At 38.0% G+C, this 13,734-nt stretch carries 13 protein-coding genes; 5 read left to right on the forward strand and 8 right to left on the reverse strand.

All coding sequences use genetic code 11. The features are described 5' to 3' along the window. From AC220I_RS10365 to AC220I_RS10375, 3 genes are all read right to left on the reverse strand, one after another. Nucleotides 1–411: dioxygenase family protein (locus AC220I_RS10365; protein WP_486723754.1), on the reverse strand; the 411-nt coding region annotated here is incomplete at its 3' end. A gap of 51 nt (nt 412–462) precedes the next feature. Continuing rightward, a complete protein-coding gene (locus AC220I_RS10370; RefSeq protein WP_486723755.1) occupies nt 463–1,440 on the reverse strand; it encodes a Gfo/Idh/MocA family protein in 978 nt (325 codons plus the stop codon). A gap of 11 nt (nt 1,441–1,451) precedes the next feature. Continuing rightward, nucleotides 1,452–3,608, reverse strand: coding sequence for an ABC transporter transmembrane domain-containing protein (locus tag AC220I_RS10375; protein WP_486723756.1), 2,157 nt, complete (start codon nt 3,606–3,608; stop codon nt 1,452–1,454). Between the two features lie 163 nt (nt 3,609–3,771). On the opposite strand from AC220I_RS10375, the gene lplA reads away from it, so the two are divergent. The 4 genes from lplA to sstT all read left to right on the forward strand — a co-directional run bounded on the left by lplA (nt 3,772) and on the right by sstT (nt 9,576). Beyond that, nucleotides 3,772–4,764: a lipoate--protein ligase gene (gene lplA / locus AC220I_RS10380; RefSeq protein WP_486723757.1), complete on the forward strand. Its 993-nt coding sequence runs from the start codon at nt 3,772–3,774 to the stop codon at nt 4,762–4,764. Between the two features lie 482 nt (nt 4,765–5,246). Continuing rightward, nucleotides 5,247–6,602, forward strand: coding sequence for a short-chain fatty acid transporter (locus AC220I_RS10385; RefSeq protein WP_486723758.1), 1,356 nt, complete (start codon nt 5,247–5,249; stop codon nt 6,600–6,602). A gap of 153 nt (nt 6,603–6,755) precedes the next feature. Further along, entirely contained in the window at nt 6,756–8,135 is a 1,380-nt protein-coding gene (locus tag AC220I_RS10390; protein ID WP_486723759.1) for a sigma-54 interaction domain-containing protein, read from the forward strand. Between the two features lie 208 nt (nt 8,136–8,343). Next, a complete protein-coding gene (gene sstT, locus AC220I_RS10395; RefSeq protein ID WP_486723760.1) occupies nt 8,344–9,576 on the forward strand; it encodes a serine/threonine transporter SstT in 1,233 nt (410 codons plus the stop codon). A 140-nt stretch (nt 9,577–9,716) separates the two neighbouring features. On the opposite strand, the gene AC220I_RS10400 is transcribed toward sstT, so the two are convergent. Both AC220I_RS10400 and AC220I_RS10405 read right to left on the reverse strand, forming a co-directional pair. Then, entirely contained in the window at nt 9,717–10,232 is a 516-nt protein-coding gene (locus tag AC220I_RS10400) for a peptidylprolyl isomerase (RefSeq protein WP_486723766.1), read from the reverse strand. Between the two features lie 231 nt (nt 10,233–10,463). Beyond that, nucleotides 10,464–11,084: an HAD family hydrolase gene (locus AC220I_RS10405; RefSeq protein ID WP_486723761.1), complete on the reverse strand. Its 621-nt coding sequence runs from the start codon at nt 11,082–11,084 to the stop codon at nt 10,464–10,466. Nucleotides 11,085–11,217: 133 nt separating this feature from the next. Here AC220I_RS10405 and AC220I_RS10410 point away from each other — a divergent pair, with 133 nt between their 5' ends. After that, entirely contained in the window at nt 11,218–11,976 is a 759-nt protein-coding gene (locus AC220I_RS10410) for a DeoR/GlpR family DNA-binding transcription regulator (protein ID WP_486723762.1), read from the forward strand. A 78-nt stretch (nt 11,977–12,054) separates the two neighbouring features. On the opposite strand, the gene AC220I_RS10415 is transcribed toward AC220I_RS10410, so the two are convergent. The 3 genes from AC220I_RS10415 to AC220I_RS10425 all read right to left on the reverse strand — a co-directional run. Continuing rightward, nucleotides 12,055–12,282, reverse strand: a complete 228-nt coding sequence (locus AC220I_RS10415) for a hypothetical protein (protein WP_486723763.1) — start codon at nt 12,280–12,282, stop codon at nt 12,055–12,057. 84 nt (nt 12,283–12,366) lie between these two features. Further along, nucleotides 12,367–13,062: a response regulator transcription factor gene (locus tag AC220I_RS10420; RefSeq protein WP_486723764.1), complete on the reverse strand. Its 696-nt coding sequence runs from the start codon at nt 13,060–13,062 to the stop codon at nt 12,367–12,369. Between the two features lies 1 nt (nt 13,063). Beyond that, nucleotides 13,064–13,734, reverse strand: a 671-nt coding sequence (locus AC220I_RS10425) for a sensor histidine kinase (protein ID WP_486723765.1), incomplete at its 5' end; no start/stop codon positions are given.

Here is a 13,734-nt window from a genome sequence, read left to right on the forward strand (position 1 = left end):
AACACTTAAGTCATGATCAATGCTCAATTGGTAGACCGGAATGTCAGCCTCTGGATACAAATGCGCCAGCACTGACCATGTTCCATGGTCTATTCCCCATGAATTGTCAATATTTGATTCAGGTGATAAAAGCAATCTTGTCTTCTGGGCCCATTCAGGAGCGCCTAATACGGGATATTTGAATTGATACAACTTTTCAGGAAAACCATACATATCATAAATTTGATTTGGATTTAACGCATCTGACAACCTGATTTTTCTCGTATACCAATGTGCGGAAATACATAAAATAGCCTTTGGCTTTGGGAGTTCTTTAGCTATTCGTCTCCACTCAAGCGTAAATTCATTTTCCTCAATAGCATTCATTGGCGAACCATGACCAATAAACAATACTGGCATTTTCTCTGACATACTTTCCCTCTTTCATCATTCTGACATTATCTGATTTTCAATCAAACCAGATTATTCACAAACCGTATATGTTAAACCAATTATACTGCGAATTCGATCCAGTGTTTGCGTCAAATCCACTGTAAACTTTTGGCTAACAATTTCATTTTGACTTTTTTTATTCATAATATCCTTGCAAACAGCCCTAGCCTCATATTGATAGCCATAATATTGTCTTTCAGGGTGATGATCATGAATTTCGCCATCACTTGAAATGAGAAAGGCTTCTTGTGCCATCCAAAATGAAGGAATGACAATTTTTCCTTTATCCCCATAGACCGTAAGCGTATTTTCAAATTCAAATTGAATGGAGGCTTTTAGATGAAATAAAATGCCATTCTCATACTCACCTGAAAACAATGTGGTTTCATCAACACCAGTTTCTGTAAACCTGCACGAAGCGTTTAACTTAGTTGGCGTTCCACCTGCAATTCTATTTGCCATCATCATAGGATATATGCCAACATCCAGTAAAGCACCCCCACCGAGATCAGGATTCAGAAGTCTACCCTTTGGCTCTTGAGGCCCATGAAATCCAAAACTTCCCTCTATCAGCATGACCCTACCGATACGCCCTGACTCAATCCATTCAATTGCATTCTGAACACTCGGCAAGAATAGGGTCCATAGGGCTTCCATAATATATTTTCTCTTTTCATTTGCGACCTTTAGCACACGGTCGGTTTGTGATGCGTTCATGGCAAAAGGTTTCTCGCAAAGTACGTGTTTCCCGGCTTCTAAGGCTTTAATTGCCACTTCAGCATGCATAATATGCGGTGTTGCCACATAGATGACATCTATTGATGGATCGCTTAAAAAAGCGATTTCGTCCGTAAATGGCTTTAGTATATCATGCTTTTCACAAAAGACACTAACAGCCTCAGGTCGTCTGCCATAGGCTGCAATAATATGCCCTTCTTCAACAGCTCTGAAGTCATGTGCAAATTTATCTGCAATGGTACCGACACCATATAATCCCCATTTAATCATGTTTACCTCCTTTATTTTCGATTTTCCTCTATCTGTTTTAATCTTACATCCATTTCATCCATTAAATCATTTTTAAGACTTGGCACTTTGTTAATCACCTGTTCAAACTCACTTCTTTTTAAAACGAGAACGAGGCAAGGGACCTTGGCCTTGATTGTGGCTGTTCTTGGAACCGATTTTAAAAGGGCAATTTCGCCAAAGTAATCGCCATCCTCTAAGACGTTAACGGCTTTTTGACTCCCATCTTCAAGCGTAATGATTACTTGGACTTTTCCTCTCGCAATCACATAAAAGCTATCACCAACTTCACCGCTTTTTATGATGTTTTGACCAACATCATAAAATTCTGAAACGAACATATCCTTTAATTCATTTAGCATTTTCGAATCCAGTTTTTTAAACAGCTTGATTTTAGCAAGTCTATTGGCTTCAATTTCTGCATGTGTAAAGGCTTCACTTATGATAAAACCATGCTGTTTTCCATAAAGCTGAGCATAAAGGCCATCCATTGCCATGAGCGCATCATGTGTCCCCTGCTCTTTTATCTGACCAGCCTCAAGCACATATATTAAATCATAATCCGTGATATTCTCAAGACGATGTGTAATTGCCACAATGGTTTTATGTTCAGCAAGTCTCATGAGCGTCGTATTAATTGCAGCTTCATTTTTAGGATCAAGTGCAGATGTAGCCTCATCCAAAATCAGAATTTCAGGATTAGTTAAAAGCGCTCTTGCAAGAGCAAGTCTCTGTCGTTGTCCTCCTGACAATTTACCACCACGTTCACCAACTATGGTATCATACTGTTTTTCTTGCGACATTATAAAATCGTGAATTTCTGCAAGCCTTGTAGCTTCTTCTATTTCTTCCATTGTAACTTTTGAGTTGACCAATGTTAAATTTTCCTTGATGCTACGATTAAAAAGAAAGTTATCTTGAAGCACCATCCCCACTGCATTTCGAACTCGTTTTTTGTCAATATCTTTTATTTCACACGCGTCTATCATGATTCGGCCCTCATCCGTGTCATAAAAACGCATTAACAAATTTAATATGGAACTTTTACCTGAACCACTTGGACCTACTATTGCAACGGATTTTCCTTTAGGAATGACCATGTTTATATTTTTTAAGGTCTTTTGATTTTCAAGGTATCCAAACGTTACAGCCTCAAACTCAATATTAGATACAAAGTCAAGCTTGGCTTGTTCTTTAGGACTAGTGTCTTTTTCACCTTCTATTGCCATAAATTGGTTAAGTCTCCTGATGGAAGCACTTGACTCCATAAACATTGGAAATACCCAGGTCAAGCTACCAACAGCACTTGATAATCCAATAAAAAGGCTGTTGAAAGAGACAAGCGTTCCCGCTGAAATAACTTCATTAAAAGCCATGAATGCCCCAATTGCAATTATGAGCACATTTATGAACTCTATAATAAGATTTGGGGTAATCTCCATAAGATCATTCATAAAAAAAGCACGTGTTGCTTTTTCATGCAAAGACTGGTTTTTTTCTCTGAACCGCTGGTTGAATTGATTTTCCAGATTAAAGGCCTTAATGACTTTTTCTGCACTTATGCTCTCTTCACTATCTGATAAAAGCTCAGCCTGAAGATTTTTGACTAAATCGTTATACAGGGCTGCTTTTCTTGTAAATAAGTAGGGACTGGCAAGACAAAGGCCAAGCCCTAGCAAAGAAACCATAGCAAGGCGCCATTCCAATATAAAAATGATGGCAATGTTGATGATAATGCCTATAATAGCATATGCACCTGAGGGGATCGCCCTATATGTCAAGGCTTCCACACTTGCAATATCAGTGGAGAAATGAGATAGAATTTCACCAACCTTTGTATCTGAAAAAAATTGGACTGACATTTTTTGAAGGTGCCCAAATAGATCGTTTCGAAGATTTTTAATAATACCAGTAGCAACCTTTGCATATAAAAACGACCTTATGACAAAGCTTATTTTCGCGATAAGAGTGCTTAGGACCAACAATGAAATTACGAGAATCATAACGTCTTTTTGTTTGACAGATATTGCATTATCAATTAAAAATTTAAAGCTTAAGGCTACAAAGCTCTCAACAGCCAAATCCATAAGGATACCGATAAAATAGATTGAGGAATAGAGCTTATATGGCTTATAAAAATTGAATATCATTCTGATATACCTAATCAAGTAATCACACTCCTCCTTAAGATTACTTGTATTATACCCAAGAAATTTCTTTCTAATTAGATGTTATGTTAAGATAGTAAAATGGGTATATAAGGTACGACTTAATATTATGCTGGAATAAGCAAACATAGGAGGCAACTTACAAATGACAACTAAAATTTATATATCACAATCCACCAACCCTTGGTTCAACCTTGCTCTGGAAGAAGAATTCGTCAATTCTGTAAAATCGGACGAAATCATCCTTTATCTTTGGCAAAATCAAAATACTGTGGTAATCGGAAAACACCAAAATCCGTGGCGAGAGGTTCTTGTAAAAGAACTTGAAGCTGATAATGGCAAACTCGCCAGAAGACTATCGGGCGGCGGTGCTGTCTTTCATGACCTTGGCAATCTCAATTTTACTTTCATCATGCACAAGTCCCATGAAGACTTGCACAGGCAACTTGACGTCATAGTCAAGGGTGTTAAATTACTTGGCATTCATGCTGAGTTTTCTGGTAGAAATGATATCCTAGCAGATGGTCGAAAATTTTCCGGAAATGCATTTTATTACGGACGTGACAATTATTATCATCACGGAACCATCCTCGTGGATGTAGATATGAGTAAGCTGAGTCGTTATCTTAACGTTTCTTTAAAAAAACTCAATGCTAAAGGTGTTGAATCCGTGAAATCTCGCGTCATCAATTTAAAAACGCTTAATCCCCAATTGACCATTCCAATGGTAAAAGATGCGATCTGCGACGCTTTTGAGACTGAGTATGGCAAATGTGATGAAACACATATGATTTCTGAAACTACAGCTTCAAAATCTGCACTTGACCGCTATCATCACTATGCCTCTTGGGAATGGCGAATCGGTAAGACACCTAAGTTCGATGTCATCTTTGAAGAAAAGTTCGATTGGGGTGAAGTTACTTTTAATTTCACTTTGAAAGATGCAGTTATACAAGAAAGTAGAGTTTATTCAGATGCCATGTCTACCCACTTCATCGATCTTTTACAACCTGTTTTTAATGGGGTTAGACTTAGTAACCCTACGCTTGTGAAAGCGCTTGATAATTTGGCAACAGATGAAGTTACAGCACCTATGGTTGAAGATATTAGGCAATGGCTTACGACTTTGAACCTCTAGTGTATACTAAAGATTACAAGTTTATGCGCTATCGTGTAGCAAAATGGCTACAATCGAAGAAAAACGACATTTTGTTTAATAAAAGTGTCGTTTTTTTACTACACTATTGTTATTTTATTATCAATCAATCAGAAAAAACCTTATTTATTTTCTCCATAAAAATAAATTTATTGGCTAAAGAGATTGATTTTTAAAGCTTTTACAGCCTTTCTCCTCTCTTTATCATTTTTTTGGCATTAATATTGCTTTATAAAAAAGGTATAAGTCCCAAAGTGTTGATGATGGTTGAGGTTTGTAAGAGGGCTTCATCAAAAACAATTTTTGGACATAGCATCAAGGAATGACACACTATTTGTAGTATCAAAACAAGCATTGGCGTTCGACTCATTTTGAGCTGATGGAGAGAGAGAAAAATGCACAGTCTTAGTGCGGATGACCAATTGTTTTGAAATACTGCACACCAATTGTTTAGGAGGGATCTTATGTTTAAGAAATTGACACGAGGCTGTGTTAAGCTGGTACAGAACTATTTACCTGATCCATTTTTATTTGCGGTTATACTTACACTAATTGTATTTGTGGTCGGTATGGGCATAACCTCTCAGGGTCCGATGGCAATGATTAATCATTGGGCTGGCGGATTTTGGAATCTATTGGCGTTCTCAATGCAAATGGCGCTAGTTTTAGTTACCGGTCATACGCTTGCCAGTACACCAATTGTCAAAAAAGCATTAAATGCACTTGCAAAACCATGTAAAACGCCACTTCAAGCAATCGTTGCTGTAACTTTTGTCTCTACAATCGCTTGTTGGATTAACTGGGGATTCGGACTCGTTGTTGGTGCACTTTATGCAAGACAACTTGCCAAAGTTGTCAAGGGGGTAGATTACCGTTTACTCATTGCATCTGCTTACTCAGGCTTCTTAGTTTGGCATGCAGGTATATCAGGGTCAATTCCATTACAACTTGCAACACCAGGTGCAGCACTTGAAAAAGCAACAAATGGTGCCGTTGTAGATCCAATCAGCACATCGCTTACTATTTTCGCACCATTCAATTTAATTATTCTCGCTATTATATTATTTACTTTACCACTCGTTAACAGAGCGATGCATCCTGCTAAAGAGGATGTCATCACAATCGATCCAAAGCTACTTGAAGATGAAGCAGTTAGAGAAGAAGCTATTAAACACGGGGATACCTTTGCAGATAAGATGGAAAACAGCATGGTTTTATCTATGCTAATCGGCTTAATGGGCATGACCTATATTGTTTACTATTTCATTACTAAAGGCTTTGAACTCAATTTAAATATTGTAAACTTCTTATTCCTATTCTTAGGAATCGTACTTCATAAGACGCCAAGAAAATTCTTGGATGCCGTAACTGCTGCTGCAAAGGGTTCAGCTGGCATCATCCTACAATTTCCATTCTATGCAGGTATCATGGGCATGATGGTTGGTGCAAACCCTGATACAGGCGCATCACTTGCAGGTGTTATTTCACAGGGCTTTGTTGCCATCTCAACACCTACAACTTACCCGCTCTTTACATTTTTAAGTGCCGGCGTTGTTAACTTCTTCGTACCATCAGGTGGTGGTCAATGGGCCGTTCAAGCGCCTATTATGATGCCAGCGAGTGTTGAACTTGGCGTCAGTACTGCTAAAACGGCAATGGCAATCGCTTGGGGTGATGCATGGACTAACATGATCCAGCCATTCTGGGCATTACCTGCTCTTGGTATCGCAAACTTAGGTGCTCGTGATATCATGGGCTTTTGTCTGGTCGACTTGCTATATGCAGGTGTGATCATCGCACTAGGCCTAATGTTCATGTAAAATTTGTCAAAAGCATTAACCAACTTAATCCAGCGATTAAGTTGGTTTTTTTTTGCCATCTTATAGCCTGATATAACCAATTATGCTATGATAATAGCATATCTTGATTGGTTGTATATAAAACTACCTAACAAACACATTAAATGGTGACTTATGTTAAAGACTTTTGAACAATTAAAATGGGAAATGGAAATTATTGATGAATTTATTGAGAAGGCCTACGAGGGTCTAATTATTGTTGATCAAGACGGCAGAATTATCAAGTTTAAATATGAGCGACTCTTAGATGTCAAAGAGGATGAAGTCATAGGGCGACATGTGACAGAGGTTATTGAAAATACGCGTCTACATATCGTTCTTAAAACTGGACAACCTGAAATTGGCGATATTCAGACCATTAAGGGCCACAATGTTGTCACTTCAAGGATACCCATTATCAGAGATGGCCTTATTGTAGGTGCTGTGGGCACTATCCTTTTTAAAGATATACTTGAAGTCCAACATATGGCAGAGCACATTGATCAAATGAAAAGACATGTAAAAAAATACAAGCAGGAGCTCAAACGACTTAATGTCGCTAAATATACTTTTGACCATATAAGGACAAAAGACCGAAAAATGCAATTAACAATTGATCTTGCAAAACGGGCTGCCCTTACAAATTCTTCTATTTTCATCGAAGGTCAAAGCGGTACTGGAAAAGAGTACTTCGCTCATGCAATTCACGAAGCAAGTTATCGAAAATATGGCCCCTTTGTGAAAATAAACTGTGCAAGCATTCCGGCAAGTTTAATTGAATCTGAATTATTTGGTTATGAACCTGGTGCGTTTACAGGTGCTTCAAATCATGGAAAAATCGGCAAGTTTGAGCTAGCTAATGGTGGTACCCTATTTTTAGATGAACTCAATTCCATGCCGCTTGAAATGCAAAGTAAATTATTGAGAATTGTTGAAGAAAGAGAACTCGAACGAATTGGTGGCAATCAAAGAATTGCTTTAGATATAAGATTTATAACCGCATGTAACGAAGACTTACTAAAGCTTGTTGAGGCAGGTAATTTTAGAAGTGACCTCTATTACCGTTTAAACGTAGTACACTTAAAACTCCCCCCTCTCAGAGAACGGAAACGTGATATCAACATGTTTGCAAACCAAATATTGACACAATTTGCAAATGAATATCCAAGTAGCCCCAAAATTTTTTCCAAAGATGCCATGCATTGTCTTGAAAATTATCATTGGCCGGGCAACATTAGAGAACTTAGAAACGTAATAGAATCTGCGATTAATCAATCCACTGGGAATACAATTTCACTTACACAACTACCAGATGCCATTAAAAATTATCAGACAAGTGTAGTCCATTCTGAGACAATTCCCAATGGTAGTCTAAAAGAAGTGATGGCACAAATAGAAAGTCAAATCATACTAGACACCATTAAACAAGCCAATGGCAATCGTTCAGAGGCTGCTAAAAAACTTGGTATTCATCGAACAGCCCTTTATAAAAAACTGAATAAATTAGAGGTGTAGCTTCAAAAAATAAACTCATCGTATACACTGTCCATAAATAACGGACAATACCACCTTGAGTTTTCTTTTTTTTTGCCCAGCACGCAAAAAATTAAAAAAACTTAACAATTCTCTTTGTAAATATAACAATATGTGCTATGATAGGTCTGCTGTCTGTGAAAAGCATAACAATCACTATGACACAATCTATTAAATTCGGAGGCAAAACATGAAAAATCTGATCAACAATTGGAACAGTATAAGCCTTGTAAAGCGAATCATAATTGGCTTTGCAGTAGGTATATTACTCGCATTAACGGTTCCAACTTTTGCAAAACCATTAACACTTTTAGGAGCTCTATTCGTAGGCGCTTTAAAGTCAGTAGCACCTGTCCTTGTATTTTTCCTCGTAATGTCTGCAATCTCGCAACATAAAAAGGGTCACAAGTCCAATATGCAAAAAATCATTGGCCTTTACCTTTTAGGGACATTCTTGGCAGGTCTTGTGGCAGTTGTAGTAAGCTTCATGTTCCCTGTGACATTGATCCTGGGCGCTGGTGTGGATAGCATTACACCTCCAGGTGGTGTTGTTGAGGTTTTAAAGGGCTTGTTGATGAATCTTGTTGATAATCCAATTAGAGCACTCTATAATGCAAACTATATTGGTGTACTCGCATGGGCACTCATGCTCGGACTTGCACTTCAAAGTGCTCCTGAAACAACAAAAACTGTTATTGCAAACATCTCTGAAGCACTATCTCAGGTGGTTAAATGGGTTATCAATTTTGCACCATTTGGTATCATGGGCCTTGTATTAGATACCATCATTACGAATGGTGTGGCATCATTATTCACTTACGGCCATCTTTTGCTTGTGCTCGTTGGCAGTATGCTCTTTATCGCACTTATTGTAAATCCTATTATTGTTTATGCTAATATTCGTAAAAACCCTTACCCACTTGTATTAAAATGTCTTAAGGATAGTGGTATTACAGCATTCTTCACACGTAGTTCTGCTGCAAATATTCCGGTTAATATGACGCTCTGTGACAAGCTTGGTTTAGATCCAGACACTTACTCAGTATCAATTCCATTAGGTGCAACCATCAACATGGCAGGCGCAGCGATAACGATTTCCGTATTGACACTGGCAGCAGTGCACACTTTAGGAATCCAAGTTGACCTTGGTACTGCCATTATTTTAAGTGTTCTTTCAGCCGTTAGCGCATGTGGTGCATCAGGTGTTGCTGGTGGTTCATTACTTTTAATCCCACTTGCTTGCAGTCTCTTTGGCATACCAAATGACGTTGCAATGCAAGTTGTAGGTGTTGGTTTCGTCGTTGGGGTTATTCAAGACTCTTGTGAAACTGCATTAAACTCATCTACAGATGTTCTCTTCACTGCTACATCTGAGTTTGCTCAGTGGCGAAAAGAAGGCAAAGAAATTGTAATTCCAAAATAATGACTAAATAAGGCCAAAGGTCTTATATGTTCAAGGCAAAATTATGAACCATCGAATTAAAAAAGTGGTGCAAATCAATTATTGATTTGCACCACTTTTTATATGCCTAAGAGCATATTGCTCATATCATTCAAACTATTTTATTGGACGTTTAATTTTTGAACTTCTGAAGGTTCATAACCGTTTAATTCAATCTGAATGTGTTTTATGACCACAGGATTAATTGGCATATCGTTTTTATCTCTCTCCACTGCAGATATTTGATCAACCACATCTATTCCCTCGACAACATAGCCAAAACTTGCATATTGATCGTCTAGTGATGGATAATCCTTCTGTACGATGAAGAACTGTGATCCTGCTGTGTCCTTATCTCTTGCACGCGCCATTGAAATTACCCCTCTAGTGTGCTTAAGTGGGTTTTCAAAACCATTGGTGGCGAACTCTCCCTTTATGCTATAGCCAGGCCCACCCATACCAGTACCTTCAGGGTCACCGCCTTGAATCATGAAATCAGGAATCACACGATGAAAGATCAAGCCATCATAAAAGCTAGATTGACTAAGCTCAATAAAATTGTTGACTGTATTTGGTGCTATGTCAGGAAACAAGCTCACTTTTATTATTTCGCCTGTCTCAAGTTCAATAATTGCCATTGGCACCTTGGTATAATCCACTGTCAATGGATCAAATTCAGCAACCTCTACCTTTGGCCCACACGCTGTTAAAACCAAAAGGGTAAATACCATTAATATCATTATCTTGTAACTTGATTTATTGAACATACTGCCTCCTTACTTATGTACGAATTTTCTAATGGCCACAAGCTAAAGTATAGCACATTCCAAGTCTAATTTTAAGGGGACACTTTTATAGATGCCTACAATTTATAATATCTTTAATAAATCCATGGGTTGTTTTAAAGCATAATCCTGGGGTCTGATCTCAAAGGTCTTTAAGCCCCAAAGTGCTTTGGCAAATGCGATATTGGCACTACAGGCTGCTTGGAAGTCATAAACGGAATCACCAACATAAAGTGTTTCACTTGGCAAGTATTGTCCTTTCTCAATTGCATATAACAAGGGATCCGGATTTGGTTTATGCTTTTCTGTCAAATCAGAGGTAACGATGATGTCGAAAAGTGAAATTAAGCCATTAAGCGTCATGTCTGACAAAACTTCCATATTGTTTCTTGAAGTTACAATTGAGAGGTTGGCACCTGAAGACTTCAAAGTCTTTAAAGTCGCATGAATGCCATAATAAACTTCGAACATGTATTTTCTATGTTCAGTTAACTGTAGCCACTTTTTATGAACCATCTCTATATCGCTGACACCAATTATTTCAAGGGTATTTTTACCCGGTAGACCATCATAAGCCATTAGTTCATTGAAGGTATACTCCCGCTTACCATCGAGAATAAGGGCTTCTTGCAAACTCAATAAATTAGCACTTGTTGTATTAATCAAAGTGCCATCAACATCGAAAATGATATTTTTATAGTTCATACTCTTGACCTCCAAACCTATAAACAGATGCAGTTCTATGCTTTTTTATGCCCGTTTATGCTATTTTAACATATTTGAATTCATTTTTCAATTATAAACAGGTATAATAATGCAATAGGAGTGTGAATATAATATGTTTTTACAGGAGCGACATCACAAAATTCTAGAAATGCTTCAAGTCAAAAAGAGAGTCATTGTTTCTGAGCTTTCAGAAGAATTAAAGGTCTCTGTGGATACCATAAGACGAGATTTAACGCGTCTTGAGGAACAAAATTTGCTGATCAGGACATTTGGTGGTGCAATTTTGCCAGATAGTTTGAACGTCTGCCCACCACTTGAGGTTAGAAAAGAACTCCGTATAGAGGACAAAACCTACATTGGCAAACTCGCATTTGCACAAATTCAAGAAAAGGACACGATCTTTATAGATGGTTCAACAACTTCGCTCGCTATCATTCCTTACCTGGGAAAAATCAAAGAGCTCACCATCATAACCAATGCCATTGATGTCATCTCTAGCATCTTGAAAGTCAACCCTGAGCTTACCCTCTACATGATTGGTGGTACCATATTAAACAGCATCTCAAGTACCATGGGAAGCGAAGCCCTCCTTAAACTTTCTGAACTTAGAGTGGACAAAGCCTTCATTTCGTCCTCTGGTTTTAACAGTGACGGTATCTTTGGCAACGACTTTGATGAAGTAACCTTCAAACAAATGTTAATAAAGAATAGCCGACAGGTTTACTTTTTACTGGATAGTTCCAAGTATAACCGCAGTGGTTCGATCCTGCTCTCCCCATACAAGAGCAGTTTTAAAATCATCTGCGATTCCAAGCTTACACAGGCACAGCGGCTTGAGCTACAGTCCATCTCTGCCGATTTAGTTCTTTAACATTGATGAATTAGCACTTAAATATGATATGACGAAAAAAAAACGCCTTAATAGGCGTTTTAACATTTTTAAAGGTTGTTAATGGTATACTTTACTGTTTACCTTCATGATTCTCAAATTAGAGTACTTTTTAGAAGCCAATTTTCGACCTTCTTCTGAGATTGTAATTTGAACAGCCTCATTGGATTTTGTTTTTTTTGCAGGGGCCTTCTTATCGTCGCTTGTTTTATCAGTCTTTTTATTTGAAACGATTTGGCTATTGGCTTTATAGATATTTGAGACTTGAGTTTGATTTGAGACTTTCATACAAATCGCCTCCTGAGGCGAACGTCAAATTAATCTTTAAACGTCCTATTTATATATACCCATTTTTATCTCAATTAAGCATTTCTAAGACTTATTCATCCTATAGCCCGCGCCCCATACCGTTTCGATATACCTTGGATTTGCTGGATCCTTTTCTATTTTTTTTCTAATCTTTTGAATGTGCACGGCGACGGTTCCGATATCTCCGTAACTGCCATTGTCCCAAATTCGATCAAAGAGCTGGTCCCTGCTAAAAATAATATCCGCATTTACGGCTAAAAAATGTAGCAACTCATATTCTTTGGTCGTAAGGGTAACTTCCTTATCATCTACAAATACACGGTGTGACCGCATTTGTATGGTCAAGCCGCCAATGACGATTTCTTCGTTTTCAACTTGTTTCCCTGCAATACGCTGATACCTTTTTAAATGCGATTTAACCCTTGCAACCAGTTCAGAAGGACTAAAGGGTTTTGTCACATAATCGTCAGCACCAAGACCAAGGGCTCTTATTTTATCTATATCCTCATCCCTTGCGGATACCATGAGCATGGGAATATCCGTTTCATCTCTTAACTTCTTTAATATTTCAAATCCATCTATGCCGGGTAGCATCAGATCTAAAAGTATCAAGTCCCATTCTTGATTTTGCGCCTTGCTCAAGCCAACTAGACCATCAGATGCACAGGTTACGTCCATTCCTTCAATCTCTAAATAATCCTCTTCTAGCCTGGCAATATTGGGATCATCTTCAATTATCAATATTTTAGGCTTGGTCATACTATTGCCACCTTTCGTCTGTCATAATTGGTAATTCAATACCTATGGTCGTCCCTTTATCCAGTACACTCTCCACCCATATACGACCACCATGCGCTTCTACAATTTCCTTGGCAATGGCTAGTCCTAAACCACTACTACCTGACGCCATCGTCCTTGCATTGTCCCCCCTGTAGAAGCGTTCAAAAATACGTTCCAGTTGTTCTGGTGCAATACCTGGACCATTATCCTTAATATCAAGGCAAATCCAATGTTTGGTTTCATCATTGACTTTTGAGGTTTTAGACTTCAATAAGAACTCAATGTTAGCATTTTCCTTTTTACCGTAGGAAATAGCATTTGATACAATATTTCTGATGGCTCTCGTCATGAGCTTAGGATCAATCTCTAGATGGATTTGTGTAGCCAGATCACTTGTAAGTTTCATGTTGATCCCATTTTCTTCATGCTCTAACTCGAGCTCTCTAAAGAGCTCTTCCACATAATCACCAAAAGAAAGACTCGAACAAACAAAATTGAGTTTATGGAGGTCCAATTTTGAATATAGGAGTAAATCATCTATTAATCGATTGAGATATCTTGCATTTTGTTGAATAATTTTGACATAGGCCTCTTGTTTTTCAGGACTATCTGCAACCCCTTCCAATATGCCATCTACAAAGCCATTTATAG

This window comes from Fusibacter sp., from assembly GCF_057447755.1.

Bases quoted from the DNA above. Each gene is read 5' to 3' on its own strand.
- AC220I_RS10370 (WP_486723755.1), bottom strand. From the start codon at position 1,440: ATGATTAAATGGGGATTATATGGTGTCGGTACCATTGCAGATAAATTT.
- AC220I_RS10375 (WP_486723756.1), bottom strand. From the start codon at position 3,608: ATGATATTCAATTTTTATAAGCCATATAAGCTCTATTCCTCAATCTAT.
- lplA (WP_486723757.1), top strand. From the start codon at position 3,772: ATGACAACTAAAATTTATATATCACAATCCACCAACCCTTGGTTCAAC.
- AC220I_RS10385 (WP_486723758.1), top strand. From the start codon at position 5,247: ATGTTTAAGAAATTGACACGAGGCTGTGTTAAGCTGGTACAGAACTAT.
- AC220I_RS10390 (WP_486723759.1), top strand. From the start codon at position 6,756: ATGTTAAAGACTTTTGAACAATTAAAATGGGAAATGGAAATTATTGAT.
- sstT (WP_486723760.1), top strand. From the start codon at position 8,344: ATGAAAAATCTGATCAACAATTGGAACAGTATAAGCCTTGTAAAGCGA.
- AC220I_RS10400 (WP_486723766.1), bottom strand. From the start codon at position 10,232: ATGGCAATTATTGAACTTGAGACAGGCGAAATAATAAAAGTGAGCTTG.
- AC220I_RS10405 (WP_486723761.1), bottom strand. From the start codon at position 11,084: ATGAACTATAAAAATATCATTTTCGATGTTGATGGCACTTTGATTAAT.
- AC220I_RS10410 (WP_486723762.1), top strand. From the start codon at position 11,218: ATGTTTTTACAGGAGCGACATCACAAAATTCTAGAAATGCTTCAAGTC.
- AC220I_RS10415 (WP_486723763.1), bottom strand. From the start codon at position 12,282: ATGAAAGTCTCAAATCAAACTCAAGTCTCAAATATCTATAAAGCCAAT.
- AC220I_RS10420 (WP_486723764.1), bottom strand. From the start codon at position 13,062: ATGACCAAGCCTAAAATATTGATAATTGAAGATGATCCCAATATTGCC.